The organism is Paracoccus ferrooxidans (genome assembly GCF_029909815.1).
Taxonomy (GTDB): Bacteria; Pseudomonadota; Alphaproteobacteria; order Rhodobacterales; family Rhodobacteraceae; genus Paracoccus; species Paracoccus versutus.
This window is the reverse complement of the sequence record NZ_CP038202.1, coordinates 123,497-144,639: the sequence shown is the minus strand read 5'-3', so window position 1 is coordinate 144,639 and position 21,143 is coordinate 123,497. Positions and strand designations below refer to the sequence as shown.

General features: G+C 70.3%; 22 protein-coding genes. 3 read left to right on the top strand and 19 right to left on the bottom strand.

Annotated elements, in window-relative coordinates:
* Window positions 1-11 precede the first annotated feature (11 nt).
* The 16 genes from E3U26_RS17750 to E3U26_RS17675 form a co-directional block, all read right to left on the bottom strand.
* Window positions 12-431 (bottom strand): DUF3168 domain-containing protein, encoded by a 420-nt coding sequence (locus E3U26_RS17750; protein ID WP_036760253.1) that lies wholly within the window; start codon window positions 429-431, stop codon window positions 12-14.
* Window positions 428-778, bottom strand: coding sequence for a head-tail adaptor protein (locus tag E3U26_RS17745; protein WP_499107051.1), 351 nt, complete (start codon window positions 776-778; stop codon window positions 428-430). The genes E3U26_RS17750 and E3U26_RS17745 overlap by 4 nt, the downstream gene beginning before the upstream one ends.
* A complete protein-coding gene (locus E3U26_RS17740; protein ID WP_036760255.1) occupies window positions 775-1,398 on the bottom strand; it encodes a head-tail connector protein in 624 nt (207 codons plus the stop codon). The genes E3U26_RS17745 and E3U26_RS17740 overlap by 4 nt, the downstream gene beginning before the upstream one ends.
* 127 nt (window positions 1,399-1,525) lie before the next feature.
* Complete coding sequence (locus tag E3U26_RS17735; RefSeq protein WP_072462096.1) at window positions 1,526-2,692, bottom strand: phage major capsid protein; 1,167 nt, start codon at window positions 2,690-2,692, stop codon at window positions 1,526-1,528.
* 23 nt (window positions 2,693-2,715) lie between these two features.
* Window positions 2,716-3,273: an HK97 family phage prohead protease gene (locus E3U26_RS17730; RefSeq protein WP_499107049.1), complete on the bottom strand. Its 558-nt coding sequence runs from the start codon at window positions 3,271-3,273 to the stop codon at window positions 2,716-2,718.
* A complete protein-coding gene (locus E3U26_RS17725) occupies window positions 3,254-3,487 on the bottom strand; it encodes a GTA head formation protein, RCAP_rcc01685 family (RefSeq protein WP_024843692.1) in 234 nt (77 codons plus the stop codon). Before E3U26_RS17725 ends, E3U26_RS17730 begins: the two co-directional genes overlap by 20 nt.
* Before the next feature lies 1 nt (window position 3,488).
* Window positions 3,489-4,688 carry a phage portal protein gene (locus tag E3U26_RS17720; RefSeq protein WP_072462098.1) on the bottom strand — a complete coding sequence of 400 codons (1,200 nt, stop codon included), beginning with the start codon at window positions 4,686-4,688 and terminating at the stop codon, window positions 3,489-3,491.
* A 148-nt stretch (window positions 4,689-4,836) separates the two neighbouring features.
* Window positions 4,837-6,228, bottom strand: coding sequence for a DNA-packaging protein (locus tag E3U26_RS17715; protein WP_499107537.1), 1,392 nt, complete (start codon window positions 6,226-6,228; stop codon window positions 4,837-4,839).
* Window positions 6,128-6,487, bottom strand: coding sequence for a hypothetical protein (locus E3U26_RS17710; protein WP_052096250.1), 360 nt, complete (start codon window positions 6,485-6,487; stop codon window positions 6,128-6,130). Before E3U26_RS17710 ends, E3U26_RS17715 begins: the two co-directional genes overlap by 101 nt.
* A 318-nt stretch (window positions 6,488-6,805) precedes the next feature.
* On the bottom strand, window positions 6,806-7,984 hold the full coding sequence (gene mltG / locus E3U26_RS17705; RefSeq protein WP_499107046.1) for an endolytic transglycosylase MltG: 1,179 nt from the start codon (window positions 7,982-7,984) through the stop codon (window positions 6,806-6,808).
* Window positions 7,981-9,243 (bottom strand): beta-ketoacyl-ACP synthase II, encoded by a 1,263-nt coding sequence (gene fabF, locus E3U26_RS17700; protein ID WP_499107044.1) that lies wholly within the window; start codon window positions 9,241-9,243, stop codon window positions 7,981-7,983. The genes mltG and fabF overlap by 4 nt, the downstream gene beginning before the upstream one ends.
* A gap of 107 nt (window positions 9,244-9,350) precedes the next feature.
* The gene (locus E3U26_RS17695; RefSeq protein ID WP_499107043.1) at window positions 9,351-10,121 is read right to left on the bottom strand and encodes a Clp protease/crotonase-like domain-containing protein; all 771 of its coding nucleotides are present in this window, start codon (window positions 10,119-10,121) and stop codon (window positions 9,351-9,353) included.
* 8 nt (window positions 10,122-10,129) lie between these two features.
* On the bottom strand, window positions 10,130-11,257 hold the full coding sequence (locus E3U26_RS17690; protein ID WP_499107041.1) for an acyl-CoA dehydrogenase family protein: 1,128 nt from the start codon (window positions 11,255-11,257) through the stop codon (window positions 10,130-10,132).
* The gene (locus tag E3U26_RS17685) at window positions 11,254-12,438 is read right to left on the bottom strand and encodes an acetyl-CoA C-acyltransferase (RefSeq protein WP_499107536.1); all 1,185 of its coding nucleotides are present in this window, start codon (window positions 12,436-12,438) and stop codon (window positions 11,254-11,256) included. The genes E3U26_RS17690 and E3U26_RS17685 overlap by 4 nt, the downstream gene beginning before the upstream one ends.
* A gap of 23 nt (window positions 12,439-12,461) precedes the next feature.
* A complete protein-coding gene (locus E3U26_RS17680) occupies window positions 12,462-13,229 on the bottom strand; it encodes a Rossmann-fold NAD(P)-binding domain-containing protein (RefSeq protein ID WP_499107040.1) in 768 nt (255 codons plus the stop codon).
* Between the two features lie 9 nt (window positions 13,230-13,238).
* On the bottom strand, window positions 13,239-14,897 hold the full coding sequence (locus tag E3U26_RS17675) for an acyl-CoA synthetase family protein (RefSeq protein ID WP_499107039.1): 1,659 nt from the start codon (window positions 14,895-14,897) through the stop codon (window positions 13,239-13,241).
* Between the two features lie 128 nt (window positions 14,898-15,025).
* On the opposite strand from E3U26_RS17675, the gene E3U26_RS17670 reads away from it, so the two are divergent.
* Entirely contained in the window at window positions 15,026-16,048 is a 1,023-nt protein-coding gene (locus E3U26_RS17670; protein WP_499107038.1) for an AraC family transcriptional regulator, read from the top strand.
* Here E3U26_RS17670 and E3U26_RS17665 read toward each other — a convergent pair.
* From E3U26_RS17665 to E3U26_RS17655, 3 genes are all read right to left on the bottom strand, one after another.
* Entirely contained in the window at window positions 16,005-16,988 is a 984-nt protein-coding gene (locus E3U26_RS17665) for a Fic family protein (protein ID WP_499107037.1), read from the bottom strand. The genes E3U26_RS17670 and E3U26_RS17665 overlap by 44 nt on opposite strands.
* 146 nt (window positions 16,989-17,134) lie before the next feature.
* Window positions 17,135-18,244, bottom strand: coding sequence for a ParB/RepB/Spo0J family partition protein (locus E3U26_RS17660; RefSeq protein ID WP_036759866.1), 1,110 nt, complete (start codon window positions 18,242-18,244; stop codon window positions 17,135-17,137).
* Window positions 18,241-19,545 carry an AAA family ATPase gene (locus E3U26_RS17655; RefSeq protein ID WP_036759868.1) on the bottom strand — a complete coding sequence of 435 codons (1,305 nt, stop codon included), beginning with the start codon at window positions 19,543-19,545 and terminating at the stop codon, window positions 18,241-18,243. The genes E3U26_RS17660 and E3U26_RS17655 overlap by 4 nt, the downstream gene beginning before the upstream one ends.
* 482 nt (window positions 19,546-20,027) lie before the next feature.
* Here E3U26_RS17655 and E3U26_RS17650 point away from each other — a divergent pair, with 482 nt between their 5' ends.
* Together E3U26_RS17650 and E3U26_RS17645 are read left to right on the top strand one after the other, a co-directional pair.
* Window positions 20,028-20,702, top strand: a complete 675-nt coding sequence (locus E3U26_RS17650; protein ID WP_072462107.1) for a DnaA N-terminal domain-containing protein — start codon at window positions 20,028-20,030, stop codon at window positions 20,700-20,702.
* An 81-nt stretch (window positions 20,703-20,783) separates the two neighbouring features.
* Window positions 20,784-21,041, top strand: a complete 258-nt coding sequence (locus E3U26_RS17645; RefSeq protein ID WP_449045555.1) for a PepSY domain-containing protein — start codon at window positions 20,784-20,786, stop codon at window positions 21,039-21,041.
* The last annotated feature ends 102 nt before the right edge of the window (window positions 21,042-21,143 follow it).

Sequence of the window (21,143 nt, the reverse complement as noted above, 5' to 3'; positions counted from 1 at the left end):
ACCGTCTCTCCTCAACCCAGGTCGATGCGCGCGCGAAAGGTCAGGTCGACCCGCCGCCCCGCGCCGTTTTCCGCCCGCCGCGCGCGGGCGCGCAGGAACCACAGCCCCGCCAGGTGCCCGCGATCCAGCGCCATGTCGGCCGCCTCCAGCGCCTCGCTGACCGCGACCGCCGCCGCCTTGACCGCGCCGAAGCCGCCCGCCGCCTCGGCCCCCGACAGCACCGAGACGACGAAATCATGCACCGCGCCGCCGGCCGTCATGTCGCCCGCGTCGCGCACCTCCTCGGGGCCCAGCGAGACATACAGCCCCGCCGGCGCCGCCACCGGCATGGCGTCATAGATCGCGTCGCCCACCAGCGCCGCCAGCGCGCCGTCCTCGCGCAAGCGGCGATAGACCGCGGCCTGCAGGGCGGCCGTTGCAAGATAGCTCATGCCAGGGACTCCTCTTTCGCGATGCAGACCAGCCAGCGGCCGCCGGCATCGCTCTCGGCCACCGCCTCGATGCGAAAGCGCCGGACGGCCGCGCCCTCGCCCAGCCGCAGCCGCTGCTCGGGGCGCGGGCGGCGGGCATCGCCGGCAGGCGCCGCCCTGACGGTGATCCGCCAGGTCACGACGCTCTGCGCCCCCACCTCGGCGATGCGCTCCGCCCCCGCGCCCGACCGCATCTCGGCCCAGAGGCGCCCGACCTCCTGCCAGGTCAGGCGGAACCCGCCCATCCCGTCGGGCACCCGGACCGGGGATTCCACGACCAGCGGCACCGTCGGCCGCGGCGCCCTCATGCCCGGCCGCGCGACTGGCCGCGCCCCCCCAGCACCCGGACCGAGCGCCAGCGCTCGATCAGCGCGCTGACGCCAAAGGGCAGCGCCCCCGCCGAGCCCTCGAAGCTGCGATCCTCGTGATAGCGCGCGGCCAGCAGCAGCACCGCCTGCGCCAGGTCGGCCGGCAGCCCCGCCCATTCCGCCGCGAACCCGGCGCGAAAGGTGATCTCGGCGAACCCGCCCGAGGGCACCGCCGGCAGGAACGTCCCCACCGGCGCCAGCACCGGCCGCTGCATGTCCGGCACCAGCCGCCAGGCCGCCGGATCGACCGGCACCGCCGCGCCCGCCGCATCGGCGATCCCGACCGCCTCGACCGCCTCGACCGGGGCCAGCGGCAAGGGCTGGCCCTCGGGGTCGCGCCATTCCTCCAGCCGCAGCCGGAACCGCCGGGCCAGCAGCACCTTGCCGGTGCGCGCCTCGACGGTGGCGACGGCCGCGCGCAGGAAACCCGCCAGCGCCGCGGTCTCGGCCCCATCATCGGCGCCGCCCAGGTCGAACCCCGTCCCCAGCCGCAGATGGTCCCGCAGCACCGCGACGGGCAGCGCCCCGGCTGCGGGCGCCGTCACTTCCACAAGCATCATCCTCGTCTCTCCCACTCGCAGGGCTTCGGGCAAAAGGGGGCCGCGCCGCTGCACCCTCGCGCGCGCGGACAGTTGCACTTGCCAGCAGGGCGCAGATCCTCGGCGCGGCCCCCGCTTCGGCCCCGGATCAGCCGAAGACCATCAGCTTGACGGCACGGGCGTCGGTGACGCCGCCGCCCACCCGCTTGGTGGCGTAGAACAGCACATGCGGCTTGGCCGAGAAGGGATCGCGCAGCACCCGCAGGTCCGGCCGCTCGACGATGGTATAGGCCGAGCGGAAGTCGCCGAAGGCGATGGAATGCGAGCCCTGCGCGATGTCGGGCATGTCCTCGCAGACCAGCACCGGATAACCCAGAAGCTGCGCCGGCTGGCCCATGGCCAGGCTGTCCGCCCACAGGAAGCGGCCGTCCGCGTCGCGCATCTTGCGCACCGCGGCGGCGGTCTTGGAATTCATCACGAAGCTCGCATTGGCACGGTATTGCGCGCCCAGCGCATAGACCAGGTCGATCAGCGCATTGGCCGGGTTGGTCGCGGCGAAATCGCCGTTCCCGCCCGACGGGATGGTGCCGATCTGCACATTGGTCGCGGTGCCGTTCGGCGCCTTGGCATGGGTCAGGATGCCGCGCGGCTTGTTCACGCCGTCGCCGCCGATGAAGGCCATGGCCTCGGCGCGGGCGAATTTCTCGGCGATGCGCCCGGCCAGCCAGGTCTCGACGTCGAAGGCGGCATCGTCCAGCAGGCGCTGGCTGGCCTTGGGCATGGCGGAAAGCTCATGCACCGGGATCACCACCCGCTGCACGGTGGGGGTGCCGGTCTCGGCCTGGGCCGTGGCCTCGGTGGCCCAGCCATGGGCGATGTCGCCCATGTCCACCAGCACCTCGTAGCTGGCCGATTCCACCGCCACCACATTCGCGACCCGGCGCAGCGAGGCGGTGACGTTCAGCGCCTCCTGCACCTGCATGGCCACCGTCGGCGCCGCCAGGAAGCCCCCGTCCGAGCCGGTGGTCATCGCCTTGCCCTCCAGCGGCAGGCCGCGCAGCGCGCCGTCGTCGCCATGGCGGATATAGGCGTCGAAGGCCTTCTGGTGCGGCGCGCCCTGGTCGGCCTCGGCCGACAGGGGGGCGCGGGCGCGGGAAATCGTCTTGCGGTCCAGCATGGTCATGCGTTCTTCCTGTGCTTCCAATCGGTTCTGAATCTCGCTGCGGAATGCCTTCAACTCCTGGACAAAACCCAGCATCTCGGCCCCCAGGTCGCCGGGCACATCCGCCCCGGCCGCGGCTTTCACCTCGGTCATGATCCCCTCCGTTTCGGTGAAACTCACTTGGCGCGCAGCGCCAGCGTCGCGGCCCGGAAGGCCGCCGCCATCTCGTGCAGCCGGTCCGACTTGGTCCCGACCTTGGCCTCGGCCAGCATCGGGAACGTCACCAGCGACACCTCCCACAGCTCGACCTCGGAAAGCAGGCGCCGGCCCTTGCCGTCGCGCTCGGCGGAAACGGTGCGATAGCCGATCGACAGCCCGTCGATGGCCCCCGCCGCGACCAGCGCCGCCGCCTCGCGGGCCAGGGCGATCTCGGGCAGGAGCCGCCCCTTGACCCAAAGCCCCTTCTCGTCCTCGCGGATCTCCTCCCAGACGCCGATGGGCCGGGCGGGATCGTGCTGCCACAGCATCCGCACCCGGTCGCCGCGCGCCTCCAGCCGCTTCAGGCTGGCGGCATAGGCGCCCCGGACCACGACGTCGCCGCCCTGGTCGGTCAGGCCGAACAGGCTCGCATAGCCCTCGATCCGCGTGCCCTCGGCCACCACCGGCCCGCCGGCGGCATATTTCAACTCCAGCCTGTCATTCTTCCGATCCACCTCACCCTCCTTTCGGGGCATATTCCAGGATGGACTGCACCGCCTGGGTCAGGATGACCGCGACGACGCCATAGACGGTCATCCACAACCGCCGCTCCAGCCCCTCGATCAGCGCCTCGATGCGCTCCAGCCGGCGCTCCACCTGGGAAAATTGCAGCGCCATGATCCGCTCCTGCGTCTCCAGGCGCTGGTCGTGCCAGTCGAAGGGCTCCTTGACGAAACGCGAGCCCTCCATCTCACCCCTCCGCATCGGCCAAGGGCGGCAGCCCCAGCGCCGCCCGCTTCTCGGCCGGGGTCAGGAAGCCGGCCTCGCCGACGCGCTTCCATTGCTGGTCGCGCTCCTCGGCCAGGGCCGGCACCTGGTCGGGATCGGCGCGCAGGTCGATCTCGGCCCCCAGGTGCTCGGACAGCCACCAGGCCAGGGCGCCGGCCACGCGCGAGACCAGCGGCAGCACCGTCAGCCGGTAGAAGGCCCGGTGCGCCTCGGCGTAATTGGCATAGGTCGCCTCGCCGGGAATGCCGATCAGCATCGGCGGCACGCCGAAGGCCTGCGCGATCTCGCGCGCGGCGGCCAGCTTGGTCTGGTGGAACTCCATGTCGCTCGGCGAAAACCCCATCGGCTTCCAGTCGAGCCCGCCCTCCAGCAGCATCGGCCGCCCGGCGTTCCTCGCGCCCTGGTGATGCATCTCCATCTCGGTCACAAGGCGCTCGTACTGGTCCGGCGACAGGCTGCCCTGGCCGTCGGCGCCGCGGTAGACGATGGCGCCACTGGGCCGCGCCGCATTGTCCAGAAGCGCCTTGGACCAGCTGGATGCGCTGTTGTGGACATCCACCGCCACCGCGGCCGCCTGCATGGGCGACAGCCCGTGATGGTCGTCCAGCGGATGAAAGCTGCGGATATGGCAGATCGGATCGGGACTGCCGGCCATGTCGAAGCGGACCTTGCGCCCGCCCACGCCATATTCATAGGCGACCGGCCAGCCGTCCGGCCCCGGCACCACCGCCATCCGGTCCGCGCGCAGCACGTGCAGCTCGGCCGGCAGCCCTTTCGCGCCTTCGCCCACCGCCTCCAGATAGCCGTCGCCGCTCAGCAGGATCTGGCCGTAGAGCGCCTCGAACAGCTCGGCCCGGCCCTGGCCCGGATTGGGCCGGCGCAAGAGGTCCAGCACCGGATGCACCTCATAGCGGCGCTCGCGGTCCTGGCAGATCAGCGGCACGGCGGCGGCCGCCTCGGCGATCAGCCGCACAGCGCGGAACCCGACCGGATTGCCGACGAAGCCCAGGCGCATCAGGCTGACCGTGTCGCGCGGCGACCAGACCACGCGGCCCGAACCCGCCGCCAGCGCCACCAGCTTGCCGGCGGCGCTGGCCTTCTTCTCGACCGCGACGGGCGGCCTCGCGGGCGCAGCCCCCCGCCCGAACCAGGGAAATGCCATCGGTTCCTCCTGAATCCCAATGAAAAAGGGGCCGCGCCCGCGACCCCTCCCGGACCCCGAAAGGCCCTTCTCCGTTTCGAAAATACCCTGGGGGGAGCGCCTGCGGCCCCCCGTCGAGGGGGGCCGCAGGCGCGGGGGGCAAAGCCCCCTAAAGCCCCCGCACCGCCGGGCGCAGGTGATGCGCCCCCGGCTCGATCATCAGCTCGTGGATCGCCCAGACCAGCGCATCCAGCCGGTCGGGCGACCCCCTGCCGTCATAGCCCGCGACCGTCATGCGGCACATCTGCTCCTCCAGCAGCCCCAGCCCGCGCAGGTGGCTGACCCGCCCCTGCTCGTAAAGCGCCGCCACCGGCTCGGCGCGCAAGCCCTTGCCGCGCCCCGCCCGCAGGGCGCGGAACGGCACCAGCGGATCGACCTGGCGGATCACGCTCTCGACCAGGTCGCCGCCCTGGTTGACCTCGGCCACCAGCCGCTCGGCCCCGTGCCGCCGCATCGCCGCGATCGCCGCCCGCGCCCAGTCCAGGGGCCCGCCCCGGACCGAGGCATCCTCCAGCACATAGGCCCGCCAATCCGTCACCGGCCCCTCGGCCACCACCCCGGCGACCACGATGCCGCATTCGTCCGAAGCCGCCCCCGCCGTCACCGCCGGATCGACCGCGACGACGATGCGCGACAGCGCCGGCGCCGCCTCGGCGCGGCAGCGCTCCAGCAGGCCCGCGCTCCACAGCGCCCCCTCGACATCCTCCAGCAGCAGCCCCTCCAGTTCCTGCCGCCCCAGCCGGGTGCCACCATAGCGCGCCTGCACCTCGGCCAGGAAGCTGTCGGCCAGATAGGCCCGGTTCGCGTCGGTCGGCGCATGGGTGGTCACGGTCGAGGACTGCCGCAACAGCCGCTTCAGCACCGCCACGTTGCGCGGCGTGGTGGTGACGACCTGCTGCGGATGCGGCCCCAGCCGCAGCGCGAATTGCAGCATGTCCCAGCATTCCTCGGCCTTCTTCCACTTGGCCAGCTCGTCGACCCAGGCCGCGTCGAACTGCGGCCCGCGCAGCGCCTCGGGCTCATGGGCCGAGTATAGCTGCGCCGTGGCCCCGTTCGGCCAGACCAGCCGCCGCCGCCCCGCCTCCCATTCCGGCCGCCGGTCCGGCGGGGACGAGGCCAGGATCCCCGATTCCCCGAACACCATCACGTCGCGCGCCTGGTCCAGCGTCTCGCTGACCAGCGCCACCCGGCGCGCGCGGCCCGGCGCCCCGGGGGTCGCGCCCTCGACCTGGGCGCGCACCCATTCGGCGCCGGCGCGGGTCTTGCCCGCGCCGCGCCCGCCCATGATCACCCAGCTCTTCCAGTCGCCCTCGGGCGGCAGCTGGTGCGGCAGCGCCCAGAACTCGAAAAGCCAGGGCAGCGCCGCCAGCGCATTGTCGCCCAGCCCCCCCAGGAACGCGTCAACCTCCTCGGGCCCGGCGCAGGCAAGCCAGGCGGCGCCCGATCTCGTCTCGTGCCGCGTCAAGGTCGAGTGCGCCTGCACCGACCCGCCCGGCAGCATCCTTGCGAAGCTTGTCAACCTTGCTCCTTTCCTCCAGCACCATCTGGGTCGCGGCCCGCAGTTCGCGCACCAGCTTGCCGGATTCCTTCAACTCGCCGGTCTCGCCGGCCTCGATCCTTTCCCGCAGCCGGTTCAGCTCGGCCGCATAGGACCGGAACAGCCCATCCGCGATCTCCAGCACGTTTGTGTCCGCCGCCTCGGCGCCGGGCACGAAAGGCCCTTCCGGCGCCTGCGGCCCCGGATCGAAACTCTTGGTCATTCTTGATCGCCCTGCCCTCGTGTGCCTGTCCGCACGAGCGAGACATGAAAAAAGCGGCCTCGGGGTCGCCCCCCGGCCGCTTGCCCATCTCTCCCAGCATGGGTAATTTCTACTTCAGGGCGTGCGCCGAGTCAACGCAAAACCCCCGGTTGATCGCCGCGGTGCCGATTTCCCCCACAAGAACAATCTCTTGCCGAATGCAACACCGCAGCGCACGCCCGGCGCAACACCCGCCGCCGCCGGGTCCGGGGCGCAGGCATGCGCCTTCTCCGTTCCCCAAATACCCAAAAAAACCGACCAGCCCTCCGGCAAGGCCGATCAGTCGCCCTGCACCGGCGACAGCGGCTGGCCGCGCTGGCGCTCGATCTCGCGCCAGCGGGCGACGTTGCGGTTGTGCTCCTCCAGCGTGCGGGCAAAGGCATGCCCGCCCGAGCCGTCGGCCACGAAGAACACGTAATCGGTATCTTCCGGGTCCATCGCCGCGGCTATGGCGGCCCGGCCGGGATTGGCGATGGGCGTCGGCGGCAGCCCGTCGATCTGGTAGGTGTTGTAGGGCGTGCGCCGCCGCAGTTCCGAGGCGCGGATGCCGCGGTCCAGGACCCCCTTGCCGCCGGTGATGCCATAGATCACCGTCGGGTCGGTCTCCAGCCGCATCCCCTGCCGCATCCGGTTGACAAAGACGCTGGCCACCATCCGCCGCTCGTTCGGCTGCCCGGTCTCCTTCTCGATGATCGAGGCCATGACCAGCGCCTCCTCGGGCGTGGCATAGGGCAGGTCGGGCTCGCGCGCCTCCCAGGCCGCGGCCAGGATCGCCGCCTGCCGCCGCTCCATCTCGGCCAGCAGCGCGGCGCGGTCGGCGCCCTTCTCGACGTCGTAGGTGTCGGGGGCGAGGCTGCCCTCCTCGGGCAGGTCCGCGATCTCGCCGCCCAGGAAGCCGGCCTGCTTCAGCCCCTCGGCCACCTGCCAGCTCGTCACCCCCTCGGCGATCGAGATGCGCAGCCGCGCATCCGGCTTGGCCTCCGCGGCCGCGATGACCTCGGGCGCGGGCTCGCTGGCGGGGTTGTATTTCGCCTGCTCGGCAAAGACCCCGGTCTCGGCATCCATGTCGCGCAGGATCACCGAGTTCTCGCGCACGCCGATGCGGAACACCACCTCGGTGCCGCAGGTGCTGGGACCGCCGGCGGTGATGACCCGGACGATCTCCTCCATGCTGGACTGCGGCGGCATCAGGTAGGAGCCGTATTTCAGATCGCGCGATTTCCCGGCATAATCGGCGCCCGCCCGGAAGATATAGGCATTGGACACCACGCCCTGCTCGGCCAGCTGCTGGCTGACCGCGTTCAGGCTGGCGCCGGGGGCGACGCGCACGCAGGCGGCCACGGCGCTGGGGCCTGGCCGGGTGTATTCGTGCTTGCCCCAGGCGATGGCCGCCGCGACCGCGATCAGGATCACGATCAGCAGCGTCAGGAAATTCGACGCGATGTGGCGCCAGATCATTCCTTGACCCGTCCCATCACCAGGCTGGCATTGGTGCCGCCGAAGCCGAAGCTGTTGGACAGCACATGGTCCACCTTGCGCCGCACCGCGGCATTGGCGGCCAGGTCGATCGGCGTCTCGCGCGCCTGGTCGTCCAGGTTGATGGTCGGCGGGCAGATCTGGTCGCGGATCGCCAGGATGCAGAAGATCGCCTCGACCGCGCCCGCCGCGCCCAGCAGGTGCCCGATGCTCGACTTGGTCGAGGACATCACCACATTGCCCGCCGCATCGCCCATCAGCCGCTCGACCGCGCCCAGCTCGATCACGTCGGCCATGGTCGAGGTGCCATGCGCGTTGATATAGTCCAGCTCGCCCGGCGTCAGGTTGGCGCGCTTCAGCGCGTTGGTCATGCTGCGGAAGCCGCCGTCGCCGTCCTCGCTGGGGGCGGTGATGTGATAGGCGTCGCCCGACAGGCCATAGCCCAGGATCTCGGCATAGATCCTGGCGCCGCGCGCCTTGGCGTGCTCGTATTCCTCCAGCACGACGACGCCGGCGCCCTCGCCCATGACGAAGCCGTCGCGGTCCACGTCCCAGGGCCGGCTGGCCGCCTGGGGGTCGTCCTCGCGCTTGGTGGACAGCGCCTTGCAGGCGTTGAAGCCGGCGATGCCGATCTCGCAGATCGGGCTCTCGGCGCCGCCCGCGATCATCACGTCCGCGTCGCCCAGCATGATCAGCCGCGCCGCGTCGCCGATGGCATGCGCCCCGGTCGAGCAGGCCGTGACCACCGCATGGTTCGGCCCCTTGAAGCCGAAGCGGATCGAGACCTGGCCCGAGACCAGGTTGATCAGCGCCCCCGGAATGAAGAAGGGCGAAACCCGTTTCGGCCCGCGTTCCTTGATCAGCACCGCGGTATCGGCGATCGAGGAAAGCCCGCCGATGCCCGAGCCGATCATGACCCCGGTGCGCTCGCGCTCGTCCTCGTTCGCCGGCTCCCAGCCGGAATCCTTCACCGCCTGCGTCGCGGCGGCCATGCCGTAAAGGATGAAGTCGTCGACCTTGCGCCGGTCCTTGGGCTCCATCCAGTCGTCGGGGTTGAACGTCCCGCCCGAGCCGTCGCCAAAGGGGAGCTCGCAGGCATATTTCGTCGCCACGTCCTTGGTGTCGAACCGGGTGATCGGTCCGGCGCCGGATTCCCCGGCCAGAAGCCTCGACCAGGTCTCCTCGACCCCCGAGGCCAGCGGCGTGACCATCCCCAGTCCGGTGACGACAACTCTGCGCATGCACGGGCTCCCTTCGCAACGCTCAATCGGGCAGGTTCTACACGCCGCCCGCCCGCCGCGCAACGCAAAGCGCCGCCCGGCCGGCGGGCTGCCGCCCCCGGTTCCGGTCAGTCGCGGTGAAACTCCGGCTTGCGCTTTTCCAGGAAGGCCCGCATGCCCTCGCGCTGGCCCTCGGTGCCGAACAGCCGGTGGAACAGCCGCCGTTCCCAGGCCACGCCCTCGGCCAGCGACAGCTCCTCGGCCCGCATCACCGCCTCGCGCGCCAGCCGCGTCGCCGGCCGCGAATAGCCGGCGATCTGCCGCGCCGCCGCCATCGCCTCGGGCACGACCTGATCGTCGGGCACCACCCGCGCCACCAGCCCGGCGCGCAGCGCCTCGGCCGCGTCCATCATCCGCCCGGTCAGGTGCAGGTCCATCGACAGCGCCCGCCCGATCAGCTTCGTCATCCGCTGCGTGCCGCCCATGCCGGCGATCACCCCCAGCTTGACCTCGGGCTGGCCGAATTTCGCCCCCTCGCCGGCGATGGCGAAATCGCACATCATCATCAGCTCGCAGCCGCCGCCCAGGGCATAGCCGTTCACCGCCGCGATCTTCGGCGTGCGCGTCGCGGCGAAGCGGTCCCAGATGGCAAAGAAATCCGCCTCGACCATCTCCTCGGCGCTCTTCTCGGCCATTTCCGAAATATCCGCCCCCGCGGCGAAGGCGCGGTCCGAGCCGGTGACGACGATGGCCCCCACCCCCCGGTCCGCGTCCAGCGCCTCGGCCGCCGCCGTCAATTCCTCGGCCAGGGCCGAGTTCAGCGCGTTCAGCGCCTCGGGCCGGTTCAGGCGGATCAGCGCCACCCGACCCTCCCGCGTGATCTCGATCAGCTCAGCCATGCTCCCCCTCACAGGTTGCGGGCGATGACGAGGCGCTGCACCTCGCTCGTCCCTTCGTAGATCTGGGTCACGCGCACGTCGCGATAGATGCGCTCGACCGGGTAATCGGCCAGGTAGCCGTAGCCGCCATGGATCTGGATCGCCGCCGAACAGACCTTCTCCGCCATTTCCGAGGCGAAAAGCTTGGCCATGCTGGCCTCGGTCAGGCAGGGCTTGCCCGCCTCGCGCAACTGCGCCGCGCGCAGCACCATCAGCCGCGCCGCGTCGATCTGCACCGCCATGTCGGCCAGCCTGAAGGCCACCGCCTGATGCTCGATGATCGGCCGGCCGAAGGTGATGCGTTCGCGCGCATAGGCCAGCGCCGCCTCATAGGCGCCGCGCGCCATGCCGACCGCCTGCGCGGCGATGCCGATGCGCCCGCCCTCCAGGTTCGACAGCGCGATCTTGTAGCCCTCGCCCTCTTCGCCCAGCCGGTTCTCGACCGGCACCCGCATGCCGCTGAACGCCAGCGCGCAGGTGTCCGACGAATGCTGCCCCAGCTTGTGCTCGACCGAGACCACCTCGTAGCCCGGCGTATCCGTCGGCACGATGAAGGCGGAAATCCCCTTCTTCCCCGCCGCCGCATCGGTCACGGCAAAGACGATCACCACCGAGCCGTTCTTGCCGCTGGTGATGAACTGCTTGCTGCCGTCGATGACATAATACCCGCCCTCGCGCCGCGCCCGCGTGCGCAGGTTCGACGCGTCCGAGCCGGCATGCGGCTCGGTCAGCGCAAAGCCGCCGATCCATTCGCCGCTCGCCATCCTGGGCAGGAAGCGCGCCTTCTGCTCCTCGGTGCCGAAGCGCAGGATGGGCACGCAGCCGACCGAGCTATGCACCGACATGATGGTCGAGCACGCCCCGTCCGCCGCCGCGATCTCCTCCAGCGCCAGCGCATAGGCGACCGCGCCGGTTTCCGAGCCGCCATGTTCCTCGGGCACCGGCATGCCCAGGAACCCCAGTTCGCCCATCTCGGTCAGTTCGGCGCGCGGAAATTCATGCGCCCGGTCGCGCGCCGCCGCCCCCGGCGCCAGCCGCTCTTGCGCAAAGTCGCGCACGGCATCGCGGATCTGCTCCTGTTCCTCGGTCAGCATCATGCCATCCTCTCGATGGCGACCGCCGTCGCCTCGCCCCCGCCGATGCAAAGCGTGGCGATGCCGCGCTGGCCGCCATGCGTCTCCAGCGCCGCCAGCAGCGTGACCAGCACCCGCGCACCCGACGCGCCGATGGGATGGCCCAGTGCGCAGGCGCCGCCATGGATATTCACCACCTCATGCGACAGGCCAAGGTCGCGCATCGCCGCCATGGCGACCACGGCGAAAGCCTCGTTCACCTCGAACAGGTCGTAATCCGAAAGCGCCGTCCCGGTCCGCTCCAGCAACCGCCGGACCGCACCGATGGGCGCGGTCGGAAACAGCCCCGGCTTGTCGGCAAAGGTCGCGTGCCCGACGATCCGCGCCCGCGGGGTCAGCCCGCGCCGCTCGGCCTCGGAGGCCCGCATCAAGACCAGCGCCGCCGCCCCGTCCGAGATCGAGGAACTGTTCGCCGCCGTCACCGTGCCCCCCGGCCGGAAGGCCGGCTTCAGCGTCGGGATCTTGTCCAGCCGTGCCTTGCCCGGCTGCTCGTCGGTATCGACCACCACCTCGCCGCCGCGGCCCTTGACCGTCACCGGCGCGATCTCGCCCGCGAAATGCCCGGCGGCAATCGCCTTCTGCGCGCGGGTCAGCGAGGAAATCGCGAACTCGTCCTGCGCTTGCCGTGTGAACTGATAGGCTTCGGCGCAATCCTCGGCGAATGTGCCCATCAGCCGGCCCTTGTCATAGGCGTCCTCCAGCCCGTCCAGGAACATGTGGTCCATGACCTGCCCATGGCCCATGCGATAGCCCGAGCGCGCCTTCGGCAGCAGATAGGGCGCGTTCGACATGCTTTCCATGCCGCCCGCGACCACGACATCGGCCGAGCCGGCCAGGATCAGGTCATGGCCCAGCATCGCCGCCTTCATGCCCGAGCCGCACATCTTGTTGACGGTCGTGGCCCCCGCGCCCAGGGGCAGGCCCGCGCCCAGCGCCGCCTGCCGCGCCGGGGCCTGGCCCTGGCCGGCGGGCAGCACGCAGCCCATGATGATCTCGTCCACCGCCTGCGGGTCCAGGCCCCCCAGCGCGGCGCGGATCGCGGTCGCGCCCAGCGCCGCGGCCTCGACCCCGGCGAAATCGCCCTGGAAGCCGCCCATCGGCGTGCGGGCCGCGCCCGTGATGACAATCGGATCGGTGCTCATGATGACTCTCCCCTATTTCGGCGGCCTTATTTCGGCGCCATGCGCAGCGCGCCGTCCAGCCGGATGACCTCGCCGTTCAGCATCTGGTTTTCGACGATATGGCGCACCAGCGCCGCATATTCCGCAGGATTGCCCAGCCGCGGCGGGAAAGGCACGTTGGCGCCCAGGCTGTCCTGCACCTCCTGCGGCAGCCCGGCCATCATCGGCGTGGCAAAGATGCCCGGCGCGATGGTCATCACCCTTATGCCGTGCCGCGCCAGTTCCCGCGCCGCCGGCAGGGTCAGCGCCGCGACGCCGCCCTTCGAGGCCGCATAGGCCGCCTGCCCGATCTGCCCGTCATAGGCCGCGATCGAGGCGGTGTTGACCATCACCCCGCGCTCGCCGCCCTCGCCCGGCGCGTTCTTCGCCATGGCATCGGCCGCCAGCCGCAGCATGTTGAACGTGCCCACCAGGTTGATCTGGATGGCGCGGGCAAAGCTCTCCAGCCCATGCGGTCCCTCGCGCCCGACGATCTTCTCGCCCGGCGCGACGCCGGCGCAGTTCACCGCCACGTCGATCCGGCCGAAAGCCTCCAGCGCCGCGGCGATGGCCGCCTCGCCCTCCGGGCCGCTGGTCACGTCGGTCCTGACGAAACGCGCCGCCGCGCCCAGTTCCGCCGCCATCGCCGCGCCGGCCTCGGCATTCACGTCCAGCAACACCGCCCGCGCACCCGCGCCGACCGCCATGCGCGCCACCGCCGCGCCCAGGCCGGAGCCGGCACCTGTGATCACAAAAACCCCGTTCTCCATCTGCATGGTATCCCCCTACCTCTGCGCCAGTTTCTCGACTTCCGCCTTGCGCAGGATGAAGCGCTGGATCTTGCCGCTCGGCGTCTTCGGCAGGTCGGCGACAAACTCGATCATCCGGGGATAGGCATGGGCCGACAAGCGTTTCTTGACATGCTGCGCCAGTTCCTCGCGCAGCGCCTCGGTCCCCTCGACGCCCTTGGCCAGCACGACGAAGGCTTTCACCACCTCGGTCCGCTCGGGGTCGGGCACGCCGACCACCGCCGCCTCGACCACGGCCGGATGCTCGATCAGCGCGCTTTCCACGTCGAAGGGGCCGATGCGATAGCCCGAGGATGTGATCACATCGTCCGACCGGCCGATGAAGCTGATCGACCCGTCCGGCTCGAACTCCACCGAATCGCCGGTGCGGTAATAGCCCCCCGCCAGCGCCGGCGTCGCCTGGTTCAGGTAGCCCGAAAACCACATCAGCGGCGACCGCTTCATGTCGACGGCCAGCACGCCCGGCTGGTTCGGCCCCAGTTCGCAGCCCGCATCGTCCAGCACCACCACGCGATAGCCCGGCATGGCGAGGCCGGCCGAGCCCGGACGCACCGGATGCTCCAGCCCGTGATGGTTGTTCACGCACATGCCCATCTCGGTCTGGCCGTAATGGTCATGGATCGGCACCGCCAGATGCTCGGCGAACCAGCGGATGATCTCGGGGTTCAGCGGCTCGCCTGCGGAACTCACCACCCGCAGCTGCCCCTTGACCGCCGCGGCCGCCTCCGGCCCCGCCGCGATCAGCAGCCGGTAGGCGGTGGGCGAGCCGGCAAGGCTCGTCACCCCCATGCGCCCGATGATGCGATAGGTGGTCTCGGCGGTAAAGCCGCCCTCGTAGAAGATCGTCGCCTGCCCCAGCAGCAAGGGCCCGGTCAGCGCGTAATACAGCCCATAGGCCCAGCCCGGATCGGCAATGTTCCAGAACACGTCGCTTTCGCGCAGGTCCACCGCATCGCGCATATAGGCGCCAAAGGCCAAGAGCGCCCGCAAGGGCACCGGCACCCCCTTGGGCAGTCCGGTGGTGCCCGAGGTGGACATCATCATGAACAGATCCTCGCCGCGCCGCATCACCGGCTCGAACGCGTCCGAGGCCATGGCCAGCGCCTCGCGGAAATCCACGTCGCCCGGCGCCAGCGGCCCGTCGCCGCGCAGCACGGCGACCAGCGGGCAGTCCTCGACCTCGTCCAGCTTGGGCCGCTGGGCGGCATTCGTCACCACCAGCTTGGCGCCGCTGGTCCTCAGCCGATGCTCGATCGCCTTGGGGCCGAAGGCGGTGAACAGCGGCTGGTAGACCGCGCCCAGCCGCCAGGCGCCCAGCACCGTGGCGACCAGCTCGACCGTGCGCGGCAACAGCCCGGCGACCACGTCGCCCGGCCGGATGCCCTTGTCGCGCATCAGGTTCGCCGCCCGCGCCGCCATGCCGCGCAGGTCCTCGAAGGTGTATTCCGTCAGCGCCTCGTCCGGCGACAGGCAGCGCAGCGCCACCCGGTTCGCGCCGCAATGGCGGTCGCAGCATTCGACGCAGGCGTTCAGCCCGGTCTCCAGGTCGCCGCGCAGCCCGGCGATGGCGTCCTCGATACGGAACCGCGCCACGGCCTCGTCATAGCGCGTCCGGGACAGGGTGGTCGCCGACATGTCTCTCCTCCTCAACTCTCCCGCATGACGCGGTTTCCCCGAGTTCGGCGGCAGCTTAGCGCCGGCGACATTGCAAACAATGCCATTGGCGGCCAGAATATCTGATCGGTTTTGCAACAAGGGGCGCCATGGAACGCCGCACCATCACCCCCGGCTTCGTCGAGGACGCGCTGGACTGCCTTCACCGCCGCGGCATCGACCCCGCGCCGCTCCTGGCGCAATCCGGCATCCCGGCCCTGGGCGAGCCGGTCTCGAACCTGCAATACGGCAAGCTCTGGCTGGCCATCGCCGACCGCATCCGCGACGAGTTCTTCGACGAGGCCGCCCGCCCCATGCGCCCCGGCAGCTTCCAGTTGCTCTGCCAGGCGGCGCTGCATGCCGGCACGCTGGAGCGCGCCCTGCGCCGGGCGCTGCTGTTCCTGTCGGTCACGCTCGACGACCCCACCGGCACCCTGCGCCTGCGCGACGGCCAGGCCGAGATCGTGCTGCGCGACGCCGGCCCGCCGCGCCGCGCCTTCGCCTATCGCACCTACTGGCTGATCCTGCTGGGTGTCATGTGCTGGCTGATCGGCCGCCGCATCCCGCTGATGCAGGTGGATTTCGCCTGCCCCGCCCCGGAGAACCGCCGCGACTACCACCAGTTCTTCGGCGCGCCGGTGCATTTCGGCCAGCCCGCCAGCCGGCTGACCTTTGCCGCCAGCTACCTCGCCCTGCCCACCATCCGCAGCGAAAAGGCGCTGGAAGGCTTCCTGCGCGGCGCGCCCGCCAACATCCTTCTGCGCTATCGCCACGACCAGGGGCTTTCCGTGCGCATCCGCGCCCGGCTGCGCGCCGCCGTGCCCGAGGACTGGCCGGATTTCGACCGCCTCGCCGCCGAGCTGCGCCTGGCCCCCGCCACCCTGCGCCGTCGCCTGCGGGCCGAGGGCCAGGGCTTCGCCGCCATCCGCGCCGAGATCCGGCTGATGCGCGCCCGCCAGCTTCTGCGCGACACCGACCTCAGCGTGGCCGAGATCGCCGCCCGCCTGGGCTATGGCGAACCCAGCGCCTTCCACCGCGCCTTCCTGAAGATCGCCGGCACCACGCCGGCCGCCTTCCGCCGCGACGCGCTCAGCCCGCCAGCATCCACAGCCGGAACCGCCGCCCGCCGGTGATCTCGCGCGCCAGGCCCAGTGCCTTCATCCGCGACAGCATCCGCTCGGCGGTGTCGCGGCTGATGCCGGCGCTTTCCTCCAGCATCGCCGCGTTCAGCAAGGGATGCGCCGCCAGCGCCCGGATCACCCGGCCGGCGTTCTCGCCCTTGACCCCGGCCATCGCCTCCAGCGCGCGGGCCTGCCAGTCGGCCACCCGCGCCAGTTCGTGCCGCGCATCCTGGATCCCGGCGGTGACTGCGGCAAGATGCCGCGCCACGCGCTCGGCCGGGCTGCCGCCATCGACCCAGACCCCGCGGCCATGCCGGCCCAGCGGCACGAAGCGCAGCGCCTCGCAGCCCTCGGCCATGTCGCGCGCGGTCCATGTCGCGGGCTCGGCCAGCATCTCGGGCGCCGAGAGCCCGCAGAGCCGCCACAACACCCGCAGCGCCGCCGCCCTGACCAGGGGCGACAGCCCTGCGACCTGCCCGGCCAGGTCGCGGAACTCGGCCACCGCCGCGTCGAAATCCCGGCCCGTCGGCCGCGTCGCCAACAGCTCGTCCAGCCCGGAAACCGCGGCCCGGTGCAGCCCCAGGAAGCCGCGCAGGTCGCGCGCATCGCCCTGCCCCTCCAGCCGGCGGATGCCCCAGCGCGCCAGCCGCATCGCCTCCAGGTCGGCGCCGGCCCGCGCCTCCATCAGGTCGCGGCCGATCTCCTCGCGGCGCAAGGGCGTGCCCTGCGCCCATAGCATCGCCTCGACCTCGATCAGCGCCAGCCGGCGGTTGGCGCCGGCCCGCGCCTCGGGCTCCAGCGCCACCACCGCGCCCTCCAGCCGCCCCAGCGCGAATGCGGCGCGGGCCAGTTCCGCGGCCTGCCCGGCCTCGGCGGAAAACCACGCCGAGGCATCAAAAAACTGGTGCGCGACCGATTTTCCGTGATATTCTATGTCCGAAGCGGATGGCATGTTTCCCGACCTGCAAGCAGCCTTATCCGCAGAATAACCCCATTTTGCGGATCACTGGAAGAGGGGGTGTTCACCCCCCTGCCCCGATGCCCCTGGCCGGCCCCGAAAGGCCCGCGGCGGGGACCGGACCTTCCCCATGGGGAAGGTCAATCCAGGCTCTCCAGCATCACCCGCACCGCCGCCTCCAGCTTGCGCCGGTCCACGGCCGAGAAGTCGCGCGGCAGCCGGATCTCCAGCCGCCCGTTCGAGGCGGTGCATTTGGCGCTGCCCTGCGGCCGCTGGATCTGGAAGCTGATGCGGGCCTTCCCCGCGGGGACGGTCGGCGTGGTGCTGCGCGGCGCGGCGGCCGGCGATTCCTCGTCGCCCGCCAGCCCGGCATAGCGGCGCAGCAGCTCCAGCTCGTCCTTGACCGAGCGCGAATCCCAGTTCTTCAGCTCGGCCCGGATCGCGGCCGCCGTGCCCGGCACCTCGTCCAGCCGTTGCGCCAGCGCCAGCCCCAGCGCACGCGGGATGTCGGGCGCGTAAAGCAAGGCATCGCCCAGGGCCTCGACCAGCCGGATGAAGCTGCGGATATAGCTGCGCTTCTGGTAGCCGGCGGATTTGAACAGGATCGCCACCGCCTTTTCGGGGTCGTTCTCCTCGGTCACGGGGTCCATGGCGTAATGCAGCGCCAGCTGCGCCATCTCGGCAAACGAGATGTCCTTGCGCACCATGTTCTCGTCGACCATGCGCCGGTATAGCCGCTCCAGCTCGTCGCCGCGCGCCGCGATGCCGGCCGGGATGCGGCCCCATTTCTCGACGTCGCCCGTCTCTTCCAGCAGCTGGCGATAGGCCGACAGCCGGCGCCAGCCCTGGATCAGCTCATAGCGGCCGTCCTCGGCCGGCTCGACCCGGATCGGATTCGACAGGCCGATGTCGCGGATCGACTCGACCAGCTCGGTCAGCTCGTAATCCGGCCCGGCGGCGCGGTCGCGGATCAGCTTCTGCGCGTCGATGGCGTCCAGCGGGATCAGGTCGGTGATCAGCCCGGCGCGCTTCAGCCGCACATGTTCCTGCGCCAGCGCATCGTTCTCGGCCCGGATCTGCGCCTCCAGCCGCGCGCGGTCGCGGGTGGATTCGGCGGTCTCGGTGATGGCGGTGGCCATCGGGCCGCGGCGATGCTCCTTTTCCTCCTTCCCCGCGGGGAAGGTTTCCGGCACGGCCGCGGCGGGCTCGTCCGGCATCTCGATCTCGAACATGCGGCGCTTGCGGCTCATGCCTCGCCCTCCAGCTTGTCCCAGGCGGCGACGACATGGGACTTGAACTCCTCATAGGCCTGGTCGAAGGTCGCCCGCGCCCGGCGCCAGGTGCCGCGCGTCATCTCGCGATAGTCGATCTCGTAGATCGAGGACAGGAACCGGCCGGATTGCTCGACCGCGCGGGTCAGCTCGATCGGGTGCTGGGCCATATGCTGGCCGAAGACCTGCTGGAAGGCGCCATACATCGCTTGGTGCAGCTCGTTCGACGGCTCGTAGCGCGTCATCAGGAAGCGGATGTCGGCAAAGGCCTTGGGCAGCTTGATCTTCCCCGTGGGGAAGTTTTCGAAGCCATGCGACAGGTCTTCCAGCGCCTCGGACAGCTGGCCGATGAAGCTGGTGGTCGAGTCGTATTCCCAATAGCCGGGGCCCGAGGGGATATAGAGCATGTCGGCGGCAAAGACCGCGTTCATCGACTGGTAGCCGATGGCCGGCGGGCAGTCGAAGAGGATCAGGTCATAGGCATCGTCCGCCAGGCTGTCGAGAAAGCGCGACACCGCACCGAAGAAGGTCCATTCCGGGTTCAGGTGCCGGTATTGCGCGCTGGCGAACTCGACGAAGGCGGCGTTGGCGCAGCTCGGGATGATGTCGATGGTCGGCCAGGCGGTCGGCTTGATGAAGTCCGCCGGGCGCAGCATGCCCAGGCCCATGTCGCGGATCGAGGCCGGCAGCTTACGCTGCGGGAGCGCGGTGCCGGACTCGGCGCCGCGGGCGGCGGCGTTCATGCGGTCGGTCTCGCGCTCCAGGTCGCGGGCCATGATGCCCCAGACGGTATGGTCCTCGCCCACGTCGGTCAGGCCCATGGAATGCGACAGCGTGGCCTGCGGGTCGAAGTCGACGACCAGCACCCGGTAGCCGTCCAGCGCCGCGGCATGGGCGAAGTGCAGCGCCACCGTCGACTTGCCGGCGCCGCCCTTGAAGTTGGCGATGGCGGCGCGGAAGGCGCGCTTGCCCTCGGCCCGCCAGGGCATCAGCGTCTTGCGGTTGATGCGGATGCGGCGGCGCAGCTCGTTGATCTCGTCGAGCGAGAACCAGCGCTGGCGGCCGTCCTCCTCGACTTCCCCGAGGGGAAGGTTCGGCTCGGCGGCGAGCTTGCCGCGGAAGGTGGACTGGTTGATGCGGAAGATCAGCTCGGCCACCTCCCAGCTGGAGAAGCGGCGCAGCGTCTTTTCATTGGCCGGGCTGAAGGTCTGGCGCCGGATCCAGCCCTGCATCTTCAAGGATTGCGCCTGCAGCTTGGCGAGGTCTTCGTGCGTATACATAGGATGCCTGTATTTCTAGGACGCAGATTTTCTTCCGTTTCGCTTTTACGCCGGATTTGCACATTTGGCAAAAGGCGTTTTAATGGAATGGCCAGGATGCGGAGATTGCGGGGTTTTCCTGCATCGCCCGGCGAATCGGCCGGCGAATCCCTGGGCCGCAAAACCCGGAACGCTAACGCGGAAATGGGGGACGGGTTGGCGCGTTGCATCCCGGATTGGGGGACAAAACGCCGCTATTGGGGGACGGCCTGGATGACCCCCTATACCATTTGATACCGATTTTCTTTGATGATTTGGACCGGGAAACCGGGCCGGCGGGGAATCGCTTGACAGAATCGGATTTCAGGACGCAAATACGGAAGGGATGACGAAAAGCGTTTCAAACGGTGGCAAACCGACGCCGTCATCCCGGTCTTGCCCGGCAGGCAGGACAAGGCGGGCAGATGGAAGGCAGCCGGGAATACCGGGGCGCAGGAGCAGACATGCAGGTGATCCGTGCCGTCGGCCGAGAGGCGGCGGCGAAGAAATACGACTTGCTCTCGGCCATGATGGCGCATGGGCTGGCCGGCGACAAGCATCGCCAGCGCCTGGTGCTGCGGCTGATGGCGCTGATCACCACCCGTTATAACTGGCAGCGCGACGAACTGACCATCGGCCAGCGCGAGATCGCCCGGCTGTGGTGCGTGGACGAGCGCACCGTCAAGCGCGAGATGGCCAAGCTGCGCGCCCTTGGCTGGATCGAGATCAAGCAGCAGGGCGCGCGCGGCCGGGTGTCGGTCCTGGGCCTGAACCTTGAGCGTATCCTGTTGGATACAAAGGCGGAATGGCCGAACATCGGCCCGGATTTCGTCGAGCGTGTCGGCGGCCGCCGGGCCGAGCCGGCCAATAATGTCGTGCCGCTGCACCGGCCCGAGCCGATGCCGGCCGAGGGGCTGTGGGCCGAGGCGCGCGCCCGGCTGGCCGAGGAGGATCCGGCGCTGTTCGACGCCTGGTTCGCCGGGCTGATGGAGGCCGAGCGCAACGAGACCTGCCTGACGCTGTTCGCGCCCAGCCGCTTTCATGCCAATTACGTCCAGACCCATCTGCTGGAGCGGCTGCGCATCGCCGTGCAGCGCTGCGACGGGCGCGTCGGCAAGCTGCGCATCCTGGGCCCCTGAGCGCCGCGGGCGCTGTAAGCGGGCTGTCAGCCCGGTCCTGCTATTGCGGTGGCACGGAACGCAAATGCAGGAGAAAGAATCATGCGTCTTGTTGCCTTGATCCCGGCCATTCTGGCCCTGGCGACCCCCGCCGTCGCCCATGACCGCTGCCATGTGCCGCAAGACCAGCGGCGTCCGGCCAACGAATTGCGGGCCGACCTGGCCGCCAAGGGCTGGACCGTCCGCAAGATCGAGATGGAGGACGGCTGCTACGAGGTCCACGGCCAGGACCGCAGCGGCCTGTCGGTCGAAGTCCTGTTTGATCCGGCCAGTTTCCAGGAAAGGGGACGGGACGATTGAGCGGGCAGGGCGCCCTTTTGCCTGGCGAAGGGGTGCCCGCCCAGCCAGTCGGCGATTGTTCCCTGAAATAATAGATAATATATACGGATTAACAAAGCGGCC